Annotated in this window: 19 protein-coding genes; 9 read left to right on the plus strand and 10 right to left on the minus strand. The window is 46.2% G+C overall.

Annotated features, from left to right (window positions below; translation table 11 throughout):
- Positions 1–8: 8 nt before the first annotated feature.
- The 3 genes from GFS24_RS09845 to GFS24_RS09855 form a co-directional block, all read right to left on the minus strand.
- The gene (locus GFS24_RS09845; protein WP_153659394.1) at positions 9–416 is read right to left on the minus strand and encodes a VOC family protein; all 408 of its coding nucleotides are present in this window, start codon (positions 414–416) and stop codon (positions 9–11) included.
- Positions 417–488: 72 nt separating this feature from the next.
- Complete coding sequence (locus tag GFS24_RS09850; protein ID WP_153659395.1) at positions 489–1,061, minus strand: Crp/Fnr family transcriptional regulator; 573 nt, start codon at positions 1,059–1,061, stop codon at positions 489–491.
- Between the two features lie 16 nt (positions 1,062–1,077).
- On the minus strand, positions 1,078–1,569 hold the full coding sequence (locus GFS24_RS09855; protein WP_153659396.1) for a hypothetical protein: 492 nt from the start codon (positions 1,567–1,569) through the stop codon (positions 1,078–1,080).
- Between the two features lie 83 nt (positions 1,570–1,652).
- On the opposite strand from GFS24_RS09855, the gene GFS24_RS09860 reads away from it, so the two are divergent.
- Together GFS24_RS09860 and GFS24_RS09865 are read left to right on the plus strand one after the other, a co-directional pair.
- Positions 1,653–2,543, plus strand: a complete 891-nt coding sequence (locus GFS24_RS09860; protein WP_153659397.1) for a PHB depolymerase family esterase — start codon at positions 1,653–1,655, stop codon at positions 2,541–2,543.
- Between the two features lie 13 nt (positions 2,544–2,556).
- Positions 2,557–3,198, plus strand: a complete 642-nt coding sequence (locus GFS24_RS09865) for a hypothetical protein (protein WP_153659398.1) — start codon at positions 2,557–2,559, stop codon at positions 3,196–3,198.
- 5 nt (positions 3,199–3,203) lie between these two features.
- Here the strand turns inward: GFS24_RS09865 and GFS24_RS09870 are convergent, their stop codons facing one another.
- A complete protein-coding gene (locus GFS24_RS09870; RefSeq protein ID WP_153659399.1) occupies positions 3,204–3,779 on the minus strand; it encodes an RNA polymerase sigma-70 factor in 576 nt (191 codons plus the stop codon).
- A 135-nt stretch (positions 3,780–3,914) separates the two neighbouring features.
- Here GFS24_RS09870 and GFS24_RS09875 point away from each other — a divergent pair, with 135 nt between their 5' ends.
- The 4 genes from GFS24_RS09875 to GFS24_RS09890 are packed head-to-tail and all read left to right on the plus strand — an operon-like array spanning position 3,915 to position 10,836.
- Positions 3,915–5,039 (plus strand): FecR family protein, encoded by a 1,125-nt coding sequence (locus tag GFS24_RS09875; RefSeq protein WP_153659400.1) that lies wholly within the window; start codon positions 3,915–3,917, stop codon positions 5,037–5,039.
- Between the two features lie 27 nt (positions 5,040–5,066).
- Positions 5,067–8,402: a TonB-dependent receptor gene (locus GFS24_RS09880; protein ID WP_153659401.1), complete on the plus strand. Its 3,336-nt coding sequence runs from the start codon at positions 5,067–5,069 to the stop codon at positions 8,400–8,402.
- A 2-nt stretch (positions 8,403–8,404) separates the two neighbouring features.
- The gene (locus GFS24_RS09885; protein ID WP_216647381.1) at positions 8,405–10,063 is read left to right on the plus strand and encodes a RagB/SusD family nutrient uptake outer membrane protein; all 1,659 of its coding nucleotides are present in this window, start codon (positions 8,405–8,407) and stop codon (positions 10,061–10,063) included.
- A 23-nt stretch (positions 10,064–10,086) separates the two neighbouring features.
- The gene (locus GFS24_RS09890) at positions 10,087–10,836 is read left to right on the plus strand and encodes an endonuclease/exonuclease/phosphatase family protein (RefSeq protein WP_153659403.1); all 750 of its coding nucleotides are present in this window, start codon (positions 10,087–10,089) and stop codon (positions 10,834–10,836) included.
- 97 nt (positions 10,837–10,933) lie between these two features.
- Here the strand turns inward: GFS24_RS09890 and GFS24_RS09895 are convergent, their stop codons facing one another.
- Positions 10,934–11,257, minus strand: coding sequence for a hypothetical protein (locus tag GFS24_RS09895; protein WP_153659404.1), 324 nt, complete (start codon positions 11,255–11,257; stop codon positions 10,934–10,936).
- Positions 11,258–11,368: 111 nt separating this feature from the next.
- Between GFS24_RS09895 and GFS24_RS09900 the strand changes: the two genes are divergently transcribed.
- From GFS24_RS09900 to GFS24_RS09910, 3 genes are all read left to right on the plus strand, one after another.
- Entirely contained in the window at positions 11,369–11,986 is a 618-nt protein-coding gene (locus tag GFS24_RS09900; RefSeq protein WP_173003033.1) for a class I SAM-dependent methyltransferase, read from the plus strand.
- Positions 11,987–12,001: 15 nt separating this feature from the next.
- The gene (locus tag GFS24_RS09905; protein ID WP_153659406.1) at positions 12,002–12,457 is read left to right on the plus strand and encodes a GNAT family N-acetyltransferase; all 456 of its coding nucleotides are present in this window, start codon (positions 12,002–12,004) and stop codon (positions 12,455–12,457) included.
- Positions 12,458–12,522: 65 nt separating this feature from the next.
- On the plus strand, positions 12,523–12,759 hold the full coding sequence (locus GFS24_RS09910) for a hypothetical protein (RefSeq protein WP_153659407.1): 237 nt from the start codon (positions 12,523–12,525) through the stop codon (positions 12,757–12,759).
- On the opposite strand, the gene GFS24_RS09915 is transcribed toward GFS24_RS09910, so the two are convergent.
- From GFS24_RS09915 to GFS24_RS09935, 5 genes are all read right to left on the minus strand, one after another.
- Positions 12,754–13,872, minus strand: a complete 1,119-nt coding sequence (locus tag GFS24_RS09915; RefSeq protein ID WP_153659408.1) for a chromate transporter — start codon at positions 13,870–13,872, stop codon at positions 12,754–12,756. The two genes, GFS24_RS09910 and GFS24_RS09915, sit on opposite strands and share 6 nt — an antisense overlap.
- A 43-nt stretch (positions 13,873–13,915) precedes the next feature.
- Complete coding sequence (locus GFS24_RS09920; protein ID WP_153659409.1) at positions 13,916–14,758, minus strand: chromate resistance protein ChrB domain-containing protein; 843 nt, start codon at positions 14,756–14,758, stop codon at positions 13,916–13,918.
- 174 nt (positions 14,759–14,932) lie between these two features.
- A complete protein-coding gene (locus GFS24_RS09925) occupies positions 14,933–16,342 on the minus strand; it encodes an efflux transporter outer membrane subunit (RefSeq protein ID WP_153659410.1) in 1,410 nt (469 codons plus the stop codon).
- Positions 16,343–16,368: 26 nt separating this feature from the next.
- On the minus strand, positions 16,369–19,524 hold the full coding sequence (locus GFS24_RS09930) for an efflux RND transporter permease subunit (RefSeq protein ID WP_153659411.1): 3,156 nt from the start codon (positions 19,522–19,524) through the stop codon (positions 16,369–16,371).
- A 78-nt stretch (positions 19,525–19,602) separates the two neighbouring features.
- Complete coding sequence (locus GFS24_RS09935) at positions 19,603–20,784, minus strand: efflux RND transporter periplasmic adaptor subunit (protein WP_153659412.1); 1,182 nt, start codon at positions 20,782–20,784, stop codon at positions 19,603–19,605.
- Between the last annotated feature and the right edge of the window lie 146 nt (positions 20,785–20,930).

Consider the following 20,930-nt stretch of genomic DNA (forward strand, 5'->3'; position numbering starts at 1 on the left):
GCCTTTTTTTATTCCGTTGGCATCTGAGACATATCCATATAGGCTATCTCCCACTGATGCCCATCCAGATCTGCAAAACCATGCTGATACATCCAGCCATAATCCTGCGCTTCTGCATAAATATCTCCACCAGCTTTCTTTGCTTTTTCTACCAGCTGCTGTACCTCTTCCCTCGATGCTGCATCCAGTGCAATTAATACTTCTGTTGTTTTCTTTGCATCGCTGATCTCCTTCTTCGTGAATGTTTTAAAGTATTCTTCCTGTAGCATCATCGCATAGATGCTGTCGCTGATCACCATACAACCGGCCTTCTCATCTGTGAACTGGGGGTTGAAGGAAAAGCCGAGAGAGGTAAAGAAATTCATTGAGGCGGTTAGATCTTTAACCGGCAGATTAATAAATACTTTTGTTGCCATGATCTTTATGTTTTATACAAAGCTAACATAGAGAAAAAACCAAAACATTTACATTTGTTGAGGAATTGAAAATTATTTATTGGTCAGTAGTATCCTGCTTAACTGTGTGGGGGTAATGCCTAAGTAGGAAGCAATATGGTGTTTCTTCAAGCGTTTGATAAGGCTGGGGAATTTATCTGCAAACGCTGCATATCGCTTACCAGCGGGGTCATGACGCAGTGCGATCTCCAAAGGTTCTTTCTCTATGATCCAGTGCAGCTCCATGTAATTGATATAGAAGGTGGCAATGTCCATATACTGCTCCGACAGCTTTTTAAACGCGAAGAAATCGTATTCCAGTACACTTGTATCCTCCAGGGCGGTGATCGTAAACATACTGGGTGTTTTGCTGAGCATGGCGCTCACGGATGCGGCAAAACGCTGTTCCGGGAAGAAGGTTTTGATCACTACCTCTCCTTTATCAGAAACATAGTTCTGAGAGAAGAGCCCTTTTACCACAAAAGCCACCTTCTTTGGTGCCTGGCCTTCGGTTACAAAGTTATCTCCCCGCTTGTAGGTTTTAGCGGTAAGGATAGCCTCCCATGCTGTACGGCTTTCGGCGGACAGCTTTGTGTATGTCTCTATCTTTTTGAAAAAAACATCCATAAGGGTAAGGTGTTTGTTATAACGCCGCGATCTTATCTACAGCATTCAGCAGGATGTGTAAATGTGCCAGCCTTGTTTTCCGGTAATCTTCCACAAACGCGTTTAACATAGCCGGTTCACACTCCTTTTCTATGGCCTGCTTTGTTTTGATCAGGAGTTCCTTATCAATGGTACCTTCCAGTACAAACTGGCCAAAACCTACTGCAATGATCACATTATTGACCCCTAACGCAAACCGGTTGATCAAATATTCAGCTACCTCAGCTTCCTCTTGTTTGGGCGCCTCGTTGTATCCCCAACTATCCAGCAATTCATTTATGTAGATGAACGGGCTGGCTGTTTGATTGTCTGACCGCCATTCCCGGAACCCGTAAAACGCATCCGCGCCATCGTCATTACCGAAAGGGGACGTTTCTTCGGAAGCGTCCCAGAAAAAGTCTTCCGTTAACAGTGCGCTGGCTGCAGGATGTGCCGTTTGGAGGGAAAGTTCGTATTCTTCTTCATTCATGCGGCCAAGATACAAAAATTGTATTATGGAGTCCAGACAGCCTTTGTTTTAAACTTTCGTAATTTTAAGAAGTCTCAATAGCTATGAAATCCATCCTCCTCTCCCTGCTGCTTTGCTTTTGTTTTACAGGATGCCTTAAAAAACGGGATCGTATTGAAAATGGCCCCTTCCGTTATACCGGCAACATCGTGGTGGATGGCTTAACAAGGACCTATCTGGTAAATCTTCCTCCCAATTACTACGAATCCGCTGATTTCTCCCTGGTGATTGCCATGCATGGCGGAGGCGGAAATGGTGGTCAGTTCGAAACTTCTTCCAAACTCACCCAGAAAGCCAATGCCGCGCAGTTCATTGTGGTGTATCCTGATGGTGTAAAAGGCAATGGCCTTTTAAAAGCACAGACCTGGAATGCGGGCGGTTGTTGTGAATATGCGGTAGAGCACAATATCAACGATGTAAAATTCATCAGCCAGCTGATAGATAAACTCGTTACAGACTATAAGATCAATCCTAAAAAAGTATATGCTACCGGGCATTCCAATGGCGGTATGATGGCCTACCGGCTTGCTTGTGAGCTTTCCGATAAGATCGCTGCCATTGCTCCCAATAGTTCTACCATGGTGGTAACGCAGCCCTGCAATGCTTCCCGCGCGGTGCCTATACTTCATATGCATTCTGCCCTGGATACCAATGTGCCTTATACCGGCGGTGTAGGAACGGGGTTTTCCAATCATTACAACCCACCGCTTGATTCTGTGTTCCAGGTTTGGTCCTTAAAAAATGCCTGCGCTACACCGGCACAGGTCATTACTAATAACGCTGCCTATAAGTTGACGAAATGGACGGATTGCAGTAATAATGTGAGCATTCAGTATTATCTCACGAAAGATGGAGGGCATGCATGGCCGCCTTCTGCAGCTATCAATTCGAATGATCTTTTATGGGATTTTTTTCAGCAATATCAGTCACCTTAACGTAAATTGAAGCATGCGTTTTATCCCTATCAGCTTATTACTGCTCCTTTCCGCAAAAAGTTTATGCGCACAAGAGGTGCGCAATGTTGCCTGGATCAATCCTGTAAAGCGTAACACTATTGTAAATGGCATTAGCATCGGATTAGTAGCCCAACCTTTCAAACCAGCCAAAGGTTTAACTGTAAACGGCCTCACCCTGGAACTACAACCAGCCGGCGCGCTGATCATGATGTACTCCCTCGGCACAACAATGATCCCTTCTCTCGGCTGGAGAAAAACAAAAGAAGGTGAAACGCGGGCGAGTGTTTTCAGTCATACCAACAGCGATTGGCCGGATAAGGACAGTATTAAAACCCATCTGAGAGGCATCAATATCAGTCCGGGGTTCATCTCTGAAACATCCGCCACAGGCGTAAACATCAATATCATTGCTTCCCTTATCGTTGAAAACCGGGGGCTTACCATTACAGGGTTTGACAATACCTGTTATACCTTCTCCGGCATCATGATCAGTGGTTTTAAAAATAAGGCTACCGTTGGGCATGGTTTGCAGATAGCTGTGTTTAATAATTGCAGGGAAGGGAAAGTAGTACAATTGGGATTGTTCAACCGTATTGGCAAAAGAGCATTGCCTTTTGTAAACGTATCATTGTAAAACGCTTATTTCATATGCAGCAAAATAAGCAACAGGAAAAAATTCTTCAGGTTCACGCGTAAGTACTGCAAGGCATGTGTGATCTGGTTCTCTACACTTCGTTTAGAGATATTCAATCTATCTGCTATCTCCTGATTACTCAGGTTCTCCTGCCGGCTTAACAGGAAGATCTCTTTACAGCGTTTAGGCAATGCGCCCAGGTAAAAACTTAATTGCTCGCGGAGTGTTTGTTCAGATAATTTTTCTTCCGCATAATTGAAAGTGAAAGACTCATTGTATTCAGCGGGTAATTCCTGTGTGGCTTTTTTCGCCTTTAATTCCCTGTAGATATGATAACGTGTAGCGGAGATGATATAATTTTTGAAGTCTTCTATTTCCAGCGTATTCCTTTTGAGCCATATATTCAGAAATACATCGTGTACTATTTCTTCGCTGGCCTCATTATCTCTTAGTAGTGATAAGGCAGTATTATACAACCGTCCCCAGTAACGGCTAAACAGCAGGTTGAAAGCCGTTTTATCTTCATTTCTGACAGCAAGCCATATATCAGCATCCGCTGAATTAGCATCGATCATGTTCATGCCTCAAAATTGACAAAATATAATTACGCTCCGTGTTAAATTAAAATGAACAGTTCGTTAAGAAAATGATTTTTTCTGAAAAGTATGTGTGTTGGCGAAAGTAAATGACTCTATAAAGATATAAAAGCCCGCCTTATGAATAAAGAAGAATATATCGTCTTATATCAAAAATACTTAAACAATGAGTGCAGTCCGGAAGAGCTGGAGCTGCTGCGTCAGTATAAGGATGACTTCGAGTTCTCTGAAATTGACTATAAAGACGATCAGCTTCAAGCTAAAATATATGGCAAATTATTAAACAGCATTGAAGAAAGGGAAAGGGTGAAACCCCTGTTTGCCTGGAAAAGGTATGCGGCGGCGGCTGTTCTACTGGCAGCAGTTGTTACCGGGTTAATACTGGTACAGAAAGGGAACAAAAAGGAAGTGACGGCCTCTCTGGCCCCTACTGCTGTTAAAGAGGAAATTAAACCCGGCAGCAATAAAGCGGTACTCATTTTAGGTGATGGCAGTGTGGTGGAACTGAATGATACGGTGACTGGTAAAATAGCACAGCAGGGCGCCACCATCGTGAGTAAGGTTAGCAACGGGCAGCTCACCTACGAAGAAACCGGCGGAGATGCGAAAGAGATCATCTACAATACCATTAATATCCCAAGGGGCGGACAATACAGCCTCACCCTGCCAGACGGCAGTAAAGTATGGCTGAATTCCGCCACATCCTTAAAATTCCCCACACAACTGAATGACAAAGAAAGAGTGGTGGAGCTGGATGGAGAAGCTTATTTCGAAGTAGCCAAAAGCAAACAACCCTTCTTCGTAAAAGTGAAGAACATGCAGGTGGAAGTATTAGGTACACATTTCAATGTAATGGCCTATTCAGATGAATCACACATCAACACCACCTTGCTGGAAGGTAAAGTAAGGCTCAGCAGCGGCACGGACGAAGTGATCCTGAAACCCGGCCAGCAAGGCCTCTTCACACCCACAGCAGGTTTTAAAGTAAGAGAGGCGGATACAGATCAGGCACTCGCCTGGAAGAACGGTTATTTCAATTTTAATGATGAAGAACTGACTTCCATCATGCGCAAAATTTCCAGGTGGTACAATGTGGATATTGAATATAACAGCAAGAATAGCAAGTTATCCTATGCCGGTGTTATATCCAGGTTCAAAAATGTATCTGATGTACTGGATATGTTGTCATTAACCGGAACAGTACAATTTAAAATAACAGACAGGCGCATCACTGTCATCAACTAACTATATAATCAGAACAAACTCAACTTTATGCACAGCGTTCGTCATCTTTCATTTAAGGCGTTCAGGGTGGTTAAACTAACCATGGCCCTGATATTCTTCCTGTCCATGCAGGTAAGTGCGGTAGCCTATGCGCAGAAGATCAGTCTTTTCGAAACACAGGCATCTTTGAAATCAATCTTTAAAGAAATAAAGAAACAAACAGGGTACAATTTTTTACTTAACACGGAAATGCTGATAGATGCAAAACCGGTGACTGTATTTATAAAAGATGTTTCTATTGAAGAAGCATTGGATAAATGTTTTGAAGGGCAGCCTTTAACTTATACGATCAATAACAAAACGATCGTGCTGAAAAGAAAGGCGCCGGTACAAAGAGCGGAAATAACCGGGAAGATCACAGACGAAAATGGCAGTGGTATTCCGGGCGCCAGGATCTTAAATCAAACCACCAATAAATCTGTTATTACGGATGAAACTGGTGCTTTTAAGATCGATGCGATAGCGGGTGATAAACTGCAGGTGATCATGATGGGATATGATACTCAGATCATCACGGTGGACAGCAAGCAGAACTACGCCGTTACCTTAAAACCAGGTACAACTAACCTGGACGCGGTAGTGGTAGTAGGTTATGGCACACAAAAGAAAGCGAACTTAACCGGTGCGCTGAGTACGGTAAGCAGTGAAGATTTCAAAGGCCGTCCGGCTACATCTGTAGGCTCTGCTTTACAGGGGCAAATGCCCGGTGTTACCGTAGTGAATTCCACCGGCATACCAGGCGGTGGTGGTGGTACCATCCGCATCCGCGGTATTGGTACCCTGAATGATGCCAGCCCGCTGTTAGTGGTGGATGGTATCCCCAGCGGCAATATCAACATCTTAAACCCGGAAGATATTGAAACGATCACGGTGCTGAAAGATGCGGCCTCTTCTTCTATTTATGGTGTACGTGGCGCCAATGGCGTGATCCTCGTTACTACTAAAAAGGGAAAGAACAATGCTAAACCTACTTTAAGCTACAACAACTACTTCGGGTTCCAGACGCCCACGGCATTGCCGGACTTCCTAGGCTCTGTGGATTATATGACGCTGCTGAATGAAGCCAAGGTAAATGCAGGCGCTAATCCTACTTATACGGATGCACAGATCCAGATCGCTAAGGATGGTTCTGACAAGAACTTCTATGCGAATACCAACTGGGTGAAAGAGATGTACAAACCCAATGCTCCGCAGCAAAGCCATATGCTGAACCTCTCCGGCGGGGCGAATAACATCAACTACTACCTCTCCTATTCTTTATTGAAACAGGGCGGTTTGATCACAGGCGACAACTTCGATTCAAAAAGGCAGAATGTACGTTTAAGGATCAACACTACGTTGTTTGATGTACTGCAACTGGATGCCAACCTGGGTTATATAGACAGGAACCAGATAGGGTCCAGCGCAGACGTGAATGGCGATGGTGGTCCTATTTATTCTGCGCACGTGATCTCTCCGTTGGTGCCTATCCGCTTTTCAACGGGCGGCTGGGGTTACCTGGGCGGATCATTGAATCCTATTGCACTGGTAACAGATGGTGGTACTAACTTCTTCACTTCGCAGGAGATCACCGGAAACATCCAGGCTACGCTGAATATCACGAAAGACTTCCGCCTGCGCGGCCAGTATGGCCTGGTAAAATCAAATTCCTTCCGGGAGATCTTTACGAAAACGATTAACTATTACAGCCCTGTAGATAACTCGCTGCTCTACCAAACCAATAACCCCAACAAAATAGATAACCGTGATTATACGGCTTACTATCAAACGGTAATTGGTATGGCGGAATATGAGAAGACCTTTGCCGGCAAACATTATGTGAAAGCATTGGCAGCGGCTTCTTCTGAAGAAAGTGTAGGCCGCAACTTCAGCACCAGCAGAACCAACCTGCCTACACAGGACCTTGGCAGTATTAACCTCGGTACCTTAAACCCGCTGAACACTTCTGATGCAAATCAAAATGCCCTGCAATCTGTTTTCGGCAGGGTGAACTACGGGTTTGACAATAAGTATTTGCTGGAAGGTAACTTCCGCTACGACGGGTCTTCCCGTTTTGCACCTAACCTTCGCTGGAACTGGTTCTTCTCTGGTTCTGCCGGATGGGTGTTCTCCAACGAAAAGTTCTTTGAGCCCCTTAAGAGTGTGATCAACTTTGGTAAGATCAGGGCTTCTTACGGTACACAAGGAAATGATAAAGTAGGTGATGATTTTGCTTACCTCTCCTCTATCGGCTCTGTGGCTACGGAACCTATCGGCAATGTGCTCACAGTTGGTTACCGCCAAACGGGCATCCCCAACGAACTGCTCACCTGGGAATCTGTGATCAAACAGGACATTGGTATTGACCTCACGTTGCTGGATAACCGGATGAACATCACGGCGGATTATTACATCAACAATACAAACGACATCCTGTTAAAAGTTCCCTTACCGGACGTTTTAGGTTTGAGTGGCTCCTACCCTCCGCAAAATGCAGGAAAGGTGCAGAATAAAGGATGGGAATTACAGGTAGGCTGGCAGGACCAGATCAAGGATTTCTCTTATGGCATCAGCGCGAATATTTCTGATGTACGGAACAAAGTACTGAGCTTAGGTGATGCCCCTGCTACCGTAGGTGATCAGATCAGAACAGTAGGACAACCGATTGATGCATTTTATGGCTTTGTAGCGGATCGTATTTCACAGATCTCTGATTATACGTATGATGATGTCACAAAGAAATACACGCCTAATTTCCCCTATGATGCAAGTTATCCTATGCAACCGGGAGATATGATGTACAAGGACCTGAACGGCGACAAAAAGATCAACGCGGCAGACGACAGGCAGGTGATCGGCAGCGCTATCCCCCGTTATACTTATGGCTTTAAAGCCAATGGCCAATATAAAGGTTTTGACCTGAGCTTCTTTTTCCAGGGCGTAGGTGAAGCGAACGGATATATTGCAGGTGCTGCAAGGCATGCTTTCATCAATGAAAGTTCCAACCCGCAAAAGATCCACCTGGACAGATGGACACCCACCAATCCGGACGCCAGCTATCCAAGATTAACGTATGGTTACTCCTACAATCAACGCCTCTCTACCTTCTGGCTGGAGAATGCTGCTTACCTCCGGTTGAAGAACCTGCAGGTGGGTTACACCATTCCTAAAAGGATCACAGAGCGTTACAGGATAGACCGTCTGAGAGCTTACTTCTCTGCAGATAACCTGCTTACAAAATCTGATTTCTTCTACGGATACGATCCTGAGAGTCCCGTGAGTTTGGGCGGATTCTATCCACAGGTTAAAACATTTGTATTTGGTTTAAACATCAATTTTAAATGATCATGAAAAAGATACTTTTCTATATATCCATTTCACTGCTTATTATTCCGGCATCCTCCTGCAGAAAGGGTTTCCTGGACCGTGCGCCGTTAGACGCTATTTCAGATGCCAATTTCTGGACCACAGAAGAACAACTTACCCTTGCACTGAAAGCCCTGTATGCCAACGTGAAGAACAACAACACGGTAGCCATGGACCAGATGGGTGACAACAGTATCAACTCCAGCACCAGTGATGCTTACCGCATCTTCGGCAGCGGTAACTTTGATCCGGACCTGTCTTCCGTAAATGCAGAATGGGTGAGCCAGTATTCCGGTATCCGCCAGTGTAATGTTTTCCTGGCCAACTATGAAAAGGCCACGACTGTACCACAGGCCATAAAAGATCAGATGGCTGGTGAAGCCAGGACCATCAGGGCTTACATGTATATGAACCTGGTATCTTATTTCGGCGATCTGCCACTGGTGACCACCCCTTTAAAGATCGATGAACTGTACGGGCCTCGTAATACCAAAAAAGAGATCATTGATTTCATTCTGAAGGAACTGGAAGAAGCGGCTGCACAAATGCAAAAAGAACCACAGACCAAAACCAACCTGGGCCGTTTCAGCAAAGGTGTGGCATTAGGTTTCAAAGCCCGTATGGCTTTATATGACAGCAGATGGGACGTGGCAGAGAAAGCAGCAAAGGATGTGATGGACCTGGGGGTGTATGCACTTTACTCTACCGGCAAACCTGCTGTGGATTATTACAACCTGTTCACTTACGCAGGTAAATTATCTGCAGGTGCCAATAAAGAAACGATTGCTGCACGCATCAACCTCACAGATGTGAGCATGCACAACATCAGCCGTGAAACGCAGGTGCCGGATCAGGCTTCCCGCTACAATCCTACCAAAGCGCTGGTGGATGCTTATCTCTGTACGGATGGTCTGCCTATTGAGCAATCACCGCTTTACAAGGAAGATACTTATGCCAATTTATTTGTGAACCGTGATCCCCGGATGCGGCAAACCATCCTGGCGCCGGGTGCGGCATGGGGCGGTAAAAAAGATGGCAACCCTGCCAATACCAACGCAGGCATCTTCACAGCACCTAAGTTTGTTTCTGATAAACTCGGCTGCGTGACCATCACTGGTTATTACTTTACGAAGTATGTGGAAGTGAGCACCGTTGCTGCGGTTTCAAAAGATCAGAACGATATCCATGTACTGCGCCTTGCAGAGATCCTGCTCACTTACGCAGAAGCTAAACTGGAGCAGAATACCCTCACCCAGGCAGATGTTGATCTGACCATCAACAAACTGCGGGACAGAGTGGGAATGAAAAAAATGGACATCGCAGAACTCGCTGCAGCCGGACTTGATCTCAGAACGGAGATCAGAAGGGAAAGAAGAGTGGAACTGGCGCGCGAAGGACAAAGATGGTATGATATCATCCGCTGGAAACAAGGCAGTCTCCTGGCAGCTGATGTGAAAGGAATGAAGAAATCACTGGCCACTGTGCCTTCACAGGTAAGCAACCTGGCGGCTGATGCCAATGGTTATATTATTGTAATGACAGGAAGACAATTTGTTGACCCCAAGCATTATCTATTCCCGGTACCGCTTACCCAGATACAGCGTAACCCTGCACTGGCGCCGCAGAATCCGGGATGGTAGTTTTTCATTTTTAAATTAAACACATGTACTACTTCCTTCTCGCTTTCTTATTGCAGTATCCTAAAGAAGATACTTTAAGGGTGATGACCTATAACATCCATCATTGCAACCCGCCTTCCAAAGAAGCTACCGGGGAGATCGATATAGATGCGATCGCCAACGTGATCAAATCACAGCACCCGGATGTACTGGCTTTGCAGGAAGTGGATGTGAACACAAAACGATCGGGAAATATTGATCAGGCGGCTGTGCTTGCCAGTAAAACAGGCATGCATGTTTATTTCGGTAAAGCCATTGATTATGATGGCGGCGGATACGGTGTAGCGATCTTATCTAAATTCCCTTTAAAGCATACAAAAACGATCAGGCTTCCGGAAGCAAGTGACTCTACCGTTGAGGATCGTGTAGTGGCCATCGCTGAGATCACGCTCCGGAATGGAAAGAAATTAACAATAGGCAGCACACACTTTGATGTAAAGAAGGCGGCTAACCGGGAAGAACAAGCGGCAGCATTGAATAATATCACGGCTTCGCCTTTGATCATTGCAGGAGATCTGAACTGCACACCAGAAAGCGCAGCTTTTAAATTGCTGAGTCCTAAGTTCACCAGTTCCTGCACGGATTGCGGTTTTACGATACCTGTGAATGCGCCGAAGAGAGTGATCGATCATATCATCTTTTCACCGGCATTCAGTGTAAAGACTTCTACGGTGGTGAATGAAACATATGCTTCAGATCATTTGCCGGTGGTCGCAGAGATCATCATCAAATAAAAATGACGGAGATCATTGTAAAACAACCATAGCAAAACAGCCCGTAATAAAATATTACGGGCTGTTTTGCTATAATAGTGGTAGTATAACTATTCTTTTATTCTTTATTTTTTATCTGAGATGGTTTCAGATATACCTTCTTTCCTTTCTCGTCTACAAAGTACTTGCGGTCTTTAGCATCAATATAGACCACCTCTCCACCCGGGGCTTGTTTCCCCTTGTAGATCTTATCTTTTATAGCAGAAGCCCCTTTAACAGCCGTAGAAGCTGTTTTATTGCCGACCTTTTTAGCGGTAGAAGCTGTTTTATCACCTACTTTTTTAATGGTGCTGTCTATGCCCTGTGCCATGCCATCCAGGCTGATAAGGGTAATTGCTGTACCCATCAGGGCAGCAACGAGTGATATGCGGATCTTGCTCATAATCGTTATTTTTTATAGTAAGGTTCCAAAAATGGTGCCACGCCCATAACTGTCGGTTTTTTACAATTTCTTGCGCTTTATGGTTCAGATCTTTGCATAAAAAAGATGGATGTGAAAGCTATTGCGGAACAATTGAGGAAACCGGTGGGCGATCTGGGGAAACAGGTGGGTGCCAGAATGAATGAAGGGAGCCTGTATATCAACCAATATACCATCGCAGCCCTGCAGATCAAAAGCCACCAGAACATCCTTGAGATCGGCATGGGGAATGGTTTCTTTGTGAAGGATGTCTTAGCAGCGGCGCCTTCCGTGAAATACACCGGTTGCGATTTTTCGGAGACCATGGTGGCAGAAGCCCGCTCCATGAATATGCGCTTCATTCAAAAAAGACAGGCAGAATTCATTGTGGCGGCTTCTGATGAACTCCCTCTGTTTGATGCGCTGTTCGATACTGTTTTCACGGTGAACACGCTTTACTTCTGGCATCATCCGGAGAAAGAACTGGCAGAGATACGCAGGGTACTGAAGCCAGGTGGGAAACTCTTTATTGCTATCAGGCCTGCATCTGTTATGCAGGCGTTACCCTTTGTGCAATATGGATTTCGCTTGTATGAAAAGCAGGATGTGGAGGTATTACTGAAACAAAATAAATTCAGTGGAATACATTTCATAGAGAAAACAGAACCACATAATATGGCAACGCTGATCGTGTGTGCTGCCAAAATTTAGCTTTACTTTTACGTCATGCTTATCAGACCTTATACTGCGGCAGACCGGCAGGATTGCATCGTCGCATTTAAAAGTAATATGCCTGCATTTTTTGCACCGTATGAACTGCCTGATTTTGAAGACTGGCTACAACGGCAGGAAACCCTCAATTCCGTTACAGAACAATATTATGTAGTGGAACAGGACAATGCAGTGATTGCCTGCGGCGGTTACTTCATTGATCCGGATAAACAGGATGCCAGGATGACCTGGGGGCTAGTGCACCAATCCTTACACAAACAAGGAATCGGTAAGGCATTGTTCCTGCATCGTATTGGGGTGATAAAGTCGGTTTGCCCCTCCTGCACCATTGGCCTTGATACCACCCAGCATGCTTACGCCTTCTTTGAAAAGCTTGGTTTCAGTACTATCAAGATAACTAAAGATGGTTATGGGGAGGGATTAGACCGTTACGATATGGAAATGTCATAAATTCCTTATCTTTATAACTCCTCCTTGTATACTTATAACATAAAAGGTTTAAAACTGAATATGTTATGATATTAATCGCCATTATTGCTCCCTGGCTTTCTTTCCTCCTGAGAGGAAAACTTCTTTCTGCTCTCGTTGCCTTTATACTGGAACTATTTGCAGTACTCCTGTTTTTGTTCTTTATGCCGGCCTTCTTTGTGTTATGGTTCATCGTGGCCACATGGGCTATTTCGTCTTATAACAATGCGAAAGCAGATAAGCGTAACAGGCAGCTCATCCGGGCTATGCGGTATAACTCATAAGATAAAGACTTTTAAAAGTATACCCACCAGCGCCGCCAGCAGGATCAGCAGCGGCTCTGGCACCTTACTGTATTTCCAGCAAACGAAAGCGGTGAGTAAAGCAATGCCGATGGTGGGTCCATCTATCAGGGAACGTTTGCCCAATACGATCACGGCGCCGGTAATAGTACCAATGGCGGCAGCCGTTACCCCATCTACAAAAGCTTTAATACCGGGATGTTTGCCATACTTTTTGAAATAAGGAGCAGGCAATATGGTGAACAGGTAACAGGGGAAAAAAGTAGCCAATGCGGCCACAAAGGCCCCCTGGAATCCGGCAGTGAGATAACCGATAAATCCCACCGTGATCACTACCGGACCTGGTGTGATCATAGCTACCGCTACGGCATCAATGAATTCATGCTCCGTTAACCAGGCATATTCTTTCACCACGCCACCATAGAGAAAAGGAACAATAGCCAACCCACTGCCAAAAACAAATGCGCCGGCTTTGGTGAAATAGAGGAAGATCTGCCATAACGTGCCCTCTTTGTAAGAAGGCACCAGGCCAAGGAAAATGGTAAAGCTGAAACCGGGTTTCCTTTTGGCCAGCCAATATAAAATGCCGGAAGCTAAAAAGATCAGCACAGATTCACTTTCCTGCCATACGGTATAAACAGCCGCTGCGATATAGATGATCCATAAGTCTTGAGAAATGCTCTTCTTTGTCAGTTTAAAGGCGCTGTAAGCGATGATCCCTATCACGCTGGCCCCAATACCGTAAAAGACGGCCTGCATCCAGGGGATGCCGTTATAAGCTTCATAGATGGCGCCTAATGCCACTACCATAAAAAAAGAGGGTAATACGAAGGCGAGGCCGGTGAGCGTGGCACCCAATACCCCGTAATGAACATACCCTAAGTAGATCCCTAACTGGGCAGCCAATGGCCCTGGCGCCAGTTGTGCAAGGGCCAGTCCTTCTTTATAATCTGCTTCCGTGATCCATTGCTTACGCTCTACCAGGTCCCGGTTCATATAGTTTACCAGGGCTACGGGGCCGCCAAATCCCCAGGTGCCCAGTTTCAGAAAATACAGGCAGAGCTGCTTCAGCGAATAAGTGGGTGCGGGTGTCATACTGCAATACTATATAGTATAGCTGCGGCAGAATAGAACGTTCTTAACGATTTGTATCCTTTTTACCTTTTTTCAGTTCTTTCCGGTAGTCTGAAGGATTTTTACCGGTGTGTTTTTTAAAGATGCGGGTAAAGTGGCTTTGATCTGAGAAGCCCGTGAGGTAGGCTATTTCCGTGAGGGAATATGAGGTTTGCAAGAGTTCAATGGCTTTATCTATTCGCTTTTTGCGGATATAATCGCCAAAAGAAAGGTTATCAAAATATTTAGAGAATTCACGGGAGAGATAAGCAGGGTTGATATCCAGTTCTTTTGAAACATCTCCTAAACTTACGCTCAGATTGGTATCCAGCTGGTCCTGGATGATCTCTTTTAATTCCTTTGCCCAGCCTGGGACTTTATGCTTTAGGAACTTGTTATAGATCTCCATCAGCAAATGTTCCGCAGGGGTTTGGATATGTTTTTCCCCGTAAAGATGACTGGCCCAGCTATAGAGTGCATCATAGATCAGCATTCCTTTTTCCAGTAACTCTTCATCGTTCTTAAAATTATAAGCCAGCCCTGCTGATATAGCCCATAATCCTGCGGCCTGTGCAGAAAGATCATGGCGGTCTGTATCCGCTCCCCTGATGATGGGCGCCATTTTCAGTAAAGCCGGATCTTTAAGCTGATGTTTGCTGATGAAATAATCAAAGGTGCAAAGGTCTTTATGATGACTGTATTCCACATCAGGAACATCGAAAGGAATGGCGTTTAGCGCTGCCGCTTTTGACAGCACCTGTTCCGCAGGAACGTAGATGATCTCCGCTTCTTTATCAATAAACCGCCTGATCAGCCAGGGGCAGGCTATGCGGTCTATTTTGGGATGTTCGCGGGTGATCCATTTCATAGAACAATAATAACAAAAAAACCGGCAAGCCTAAGCCTGCCGGTACAACCTGATGTTCATGAAGAAAAGAAAACCGCTGACAGATGATAGCGTTCCTTGCATTGCTTCCGTTTAACCTGTCTGTTGTTCCGAAAAAAAACAACTACCATCTGTCATCAGCTTCTCCTCTCCTGCTTATTGATATCCTCCTCCTAATGAACGGTAGAGGTCTACCATTGCCGTGAGGCGCTGGCGGCGGATATCTACCTGTGTTAATTCTGCCTGCAGGCTACTGCCCTGTGCAGTGATCACTTCCAGATAATTTGCCAGACCGCTGCGGAACAGCAGGCGGGCATTGTTCACTGCCTGTTGTGTGGTTTGCAGCCTGGATGCGGCTATGTCCTGTTGTGTGTGTAATTTATCTAACTGTACCAGTGCATTGGATACTTCCTGCACAGCAGTGGTCACGGACTGGCGGAACTGGATCACGGCCTGTTCGCGTTGTACCTTTGCTACTTCCAGCTGCGTTTTTAAACGGCGCTGCTGAAAGATGGGTTGTGCAATGTTTCCGGCTACTGTACCAAACAATGAATTTGGGAGGGCGAACCATTTGCCAATTTCGTAGGCATTCAAACCGCCGTTAGCTGTTAAGCTTAAGGCAGGATACATACTTCCCTGCGCAACACCCACCTGGGCATTGGCGGCTTTCAGTCCTAACTCTGTTGCTTTTACATCCGGACGGTTGCCGATCACTTTGGCAGGAACACCTGTTTCCAGGTTATCCCACACAGGGTAAGCATCGAGTGTACCGTTACGGGTAACAGTACCAGGCATTTGACCGGTGAGGATGCGGATCGCATTCTCCTGGATGGTAGCAGCCTGTTCCAGTTGCGGGATCAGCAACTCTGCTGCCTGCTTCTGGGCTACGGCTTGTTGTACGGCCAGTTCGGTTACTTCGCCGGCAGTTTTCTGCATGCGGATCATTTGCACAATGGTATCGCTCAGCGCCACATTACTGCGGGCAATGGAGAGTTGTGCATCCAGCATCAGCAAGTTGAAGTAGCTGTTCGCCACATTAGCGATCAGGCCTGTTTGCACTGCTTTTGCTGCTTCAAATGTTTGCAGGTAAGAAGCTAATGCCACTTCTTTCTGACGGCGGATCTTACCCCATACATCTATCTCCCAGGAAATACCCACACCAAGGTTGAAATCTTCAATGTGACTTGTTCCCAGTAAGTTATTCAGGTTAGCCCCGTTGAGACTGTTCTTGGAAGGAATAGAAGTATTTGCAGTAGCGTTCGCAGTAACAGAAGGTAAGAATGCTGCCTTTGCCTGTTTCACATATGCACCAGCTGCTTCTATCCTCTTGAGCGCGATCTGCAGATCGAAGTTATTGGCGAGCGCTTCACCGATCAGCTGCTGCAAAGCAGGATCAGGGAAGAATTGCCTCCAGGCTGCATTGGCCACGCTGCTATCTGTAGCAGGCACGCTGTTGAATTGTGCAGGGAGGGCAACCTCCGGCCGCTGAAAGTCTTTTCCGACTTTACAAGCGGCCAGGGCGGCAACACCGAGTATAGCTATGAGATATTTATTTAAACGTGTCATTGTTTCTTTTATTAATGGTATTAATACTAAGCTTCCTGTTCTACTACCAATGGTTGCGGTTTGCCGGTGATCTTTTCCTGAATGAACTGGAAGATCACGAACAACACAGGGATCACGAATACACCCAGCACCACACCTGTGAGCATTCCTCCTGCCGCACCGGTACTGATAGACCTGTTACCCAGTGCTGAGGAGCCGGTGGCCCGCATCAGCGGTATCAGACCTGCAATAAAGGCGAAAGAGGTCATCAGGATCGGGCGCAAACGCAACCTGGATGCTTCCAGTGCTGCAGCCAGCAGCCCCATTCCCGCTCGTCTCCGTTGCACGGCGTACTCTACGATCAGGATGGCATTCTTGGCTAAGAGACCGATCAGCATGATCAAACCTACCTGTACATAAATATTGTTATCGATACCGAACATGTTGATGAAAGCGAACACACCGAAGATCCCCAGTGGTACACTCAGGATCACTGAGAACGGCAGGATGTAACTTTCATATTGTGCTGCCAGCAGGAAGTATACGAACACAAGACATAACAGGAAGATGATACCTGCCTGTCCGCCTGCGGCGATCTCTTCTTTGGTCATACCTACCCACTCGTAAGAATATCCGCGTGGCAAGTAATTCGCTGCTACTTCTTCTACGGCCTTGATCGCATCACCGGTACTGTAACCTGGTTTTGCCTGACCATTGATGGTAACGGCATTGAAGAGGTTATTACGGCTCACTGTTTCCGGACCATAAACGCGTTTCAGTTCCACGAGGCCGTTGATAGGCACCATCTCCCCTGCGTTGTTCTTCACAAAAACACCATTCAGCGAAGTAGGTTCTGCACGATCGATGGCATCTGCCTGCACGATCACACGATAATATTTACCGAAACGGTTGAAGTCTGATGTATAAGAACTACCGTAGTAGGTCTGCATTGTATTCAGGATCTCACTAACCGGTACGCCTAATTGTTTACTCTTACGTTCATCTACCACTATTTCAAACTGCGGGTTACCGGTGTTGAAAGTTGTGAAGGCGAATGCGATCTCGGGACGTTTCATCAGTTCTCCGATGAAACCATAAGCGGTTCCGCCTAATTTATCCAGGCTGCCACCGGTACGGTCCTGCAGGATCACTTCAAAACCATCCATGTTACTGAAACCAGGTACGGTTGGCATGTTGAAGAGGAAGATACCTGCTTCAGGGATACCTGCTACCTTTTGTTGCATCAGGCCCATTACATCCTTCAGATCTTTCACAGCACCTCTGTCCTTGTGGGGTTTCATTTTCACGAAACCTACTGCGGAAGAAGAACTGCTGGAGTTGGTGAGGAAGTTAAAACCTGCCACGCTCAGGTAAGTGTGCGTAGCTTCCAGTGACTTCATTTCTTTCTCCAGCTTCGCGATCACTTGTCTTGTACGTTCCAGGGAAGAACCGGGAGGCATGTTCACCGCATACACGATAAAGCCCTGGTCTTCTGTAGGAATAAAACCGGAAGGTGTTTTACGCACCATCAGTACGGTTACCACACCGATGATCACCAATCCTAAGATAGTGATCCATTTGTGGCGTATGAGGAAACGGAGGCTGTGTACGTATTTATTGGTAAGGCCGTCAAAACCTGTGTTGAAAGCAGTAAAGAAACGTTTACCAAAACCTTGTGCTACCGCATGGTCGCCAGGGCCGGTATGATTGTTCTTCAGTAACAAAGCGCACAAGGCAGGGCTGAGCGTTAAGGCGTTCAGTGCCGAGATCAGGATGGCGATAGCCAGCGTGAAGGCAAACTGCCTGTAGAACACACCCGCGGGGCCTTGCATGAAACCTACCGGTATGAACACCGCGGCCATCACAATGGTAATGGAAACGATGGCGCCGGAGATCTCCTTCATGGAACTCACTGTGGCTTCCTTGGGCGACATATGGATCGCTGCCATTTTAGTATGGACGGCCTCCACCACCACGATAGCATCATCCACCACAATACCAATAGCCAGTACGAGTGCGAACAAGGTGAGCAGGTTGATACTGAAACCAAACAACTGCATGAAGAAGAAGGTACCGATAATGGCTACCGGCACAGCGATGGCCGGGATCAGCGTAGAGCGGAAATCCTGCAGGAAGATGAACACAACAATAAATACGAGGATGAATGCTTCTATCAGGGTGGTTTTCACCTGGCTGATAGATTCATCTAAGTATTCTTTGGTACTGTAAATAACAGATTGTGTAACCCCGGTGGGGAAAGCACCTTCAGCTTTCTTCATCAGCTTCAGGATAGATTCCTGGATCTCGTTGGCATTAGACCCTGCGGTTTGGAACACCGCGATACCAATACCTGATTTACTATCCACTTTCGTATCCGCAGCATAACTGAAGGATCCGAATTCAACGCGGGCCACATCTTTCAGACGTAATACAGAACCATCCGCATTTGCTTTGAGGATGATGTCTTCGTATTGTTCACCCTTATTGAGTTTCCCTTTATATTTAATTACATATTCAAATGCTTCTGTTTTGCTCTCACCACCAAATCTGCCGGGAGCTGCTTCCACGTTCTGTTCGCGGATAGCGCCCAACACTTCCTGTGTGCTCAGGCCGTAAGCGGCCAGGCGTTCAGGTTTGAGCCAGATACGCATGGAGTAATCCTTTGCACCAAACACCATAGCCTGACCAACACCGGGTACCCGTTGAATTTCCGGGATGATATTGATCTTGGCATAGTTCTGCAAAAATGTTTCGTCATACTCTTTCTGCTGGCCGGTGAGGTTGACCACCATGATCATACTGTTCTGTTGTTTCTGCGTGGAGATACCAGCAGCTACAACTTCAGCAGGCAACAGCGCCGTAGCTTTTGCTACACGGTTCTGTACGTTCACGGCTGCCAGATCAGGGTCTGTACCGAGTTTGAAATAAACGGTCAGTGTCATGGAGCCGTCGTTATTGGAGTTGGAGCTCATGTAGGTCATGTTCTCCACACCGTTCACGGCTTCTTCTATGGGGGTAGCAACAGAACGCGCCACCACCTCTGCGTTAGCACCAGGGTACGAAGCCGTCACCTGAACACTAGGCGGTGCAATATCCGGGAACTGCGTCACTGGTAATGATACCAGCGAAAGACAGCCCAGCAGCACCAATATGATGGATACAACCGTTGCTAATACGGGTCTTTCTATGAATTTTCTTAACATGAATCAGGTTTTGAAAAGTAAAACGAATCCTCTTCCCGCCTATAAAACATAAGCAGGTTTCCGTTCTTAATGATTTGATCAGAGTGGTTTCACTTTCAGTAAACTATCAATCGTAATAGGTTGCGGTGCTATTACGGCGCCATCACGAAGGCGGTCCAGACCGGTGTACACAATGCGTTCACCTGCTTTTACCCCTTCAGACACAAACAGGTATCCACCGCTTTTTCCGGAGATAGTGATCAGCTTGCTGGTTACTTTATTGCTATCGCCTACAGCAAACACAAACACTTTATCCTGCAACTCGAACGTAGCTTCTGCGGGCACTACCAATGCATCGGTATGCTGCCTTGGGATACGTACCTTACCAGTTGAACCGGAACGAAGAACACCGCCTGCATTGGGGAATGTAGCGCGGAAGCTGATAGAACCCATGGTTTTATCAAACTGTCCTTCTACTGTTTCTATTTTACCTTTCGATTCGTAGATACTGTTGTCTGCCAATACCAGGTCTACCTGCGGGAGCGCTTTGATCTTCTCCTGGATGGTATTACCGGCGATCTCCTCTTTAAATTGCAGGAAGTCTATTTCACTCATGGAGAAGTAAGCATACAGGTCTTTAACATCGCTCAATACGGTTAAAGCTTGTGCTTCCCCTCTGCCTACGAGGCTACCGGCTTTAAAGGGAATACGGCCTACATATCCGCTCACGGGTGCAGTGATCACGGTAAAGCCTACATTAATATTGGCATTACCTACCTGGGATTGCGCTTGTGCCACTGAAGCTTTAGCAGCTGCTAAGCTGGCTTGTGCTGTTTTCAGTTGTACATCGCTGATCACATTGTTCTGTACAAGGGGCGTAAGTTTTTCAACTTCCAGCGCTGCTTTATCCTGGTTGGCCTTAGCGGCTTGCAGGGCTGCACTGTTATTGCTTAATTGCTCCTGGTAAGGACGATCGTTGATCTTGAAGAGGGGCTGGCCTTGTTTTACATAAGCGCCTTCATCTACATAGATCTTTTCCAGGTAACCATCTACCTGCGCCCGGATCTCTACATTCACCTTGCCTTCCAGCGCGGCGGTGTATTCACGGAAAGTAGTGGCTGGCATGGATTGCAGGGTGATCACGGGTAATGCCTGCGCCTGTGGAGGCGTTTCTGCATTGCCGGAAGACGAACTGCATCCATATAATAGAATAGCAAAGGCGATACTCGCTAAAGCGCCTGCTATCATCTTTCTGTTAAAAGAAAAAAATAACGATTTCATACTACGGTTTTTATAGATCATAAACACAGATTGTGCAACCATGTTCCCCTGCACAAGGGATTAGTTCAATTCATTGATTTGTATCGGGCATAACGATGCCTTCGTAATCAGAACATGGAGTAGAAAAAAAGGAAGACTACACTAAA

Origin of the sequence: Chitinophaga sp. SYP-B3965 (genome assembly GCF_009647655.1) — a bacterium.
Classification (GTDB): Bacteria; Bacteroidota; Bacteroidia; order Chitinophagales; family Chitinophagaceae; genus Chitinophaga.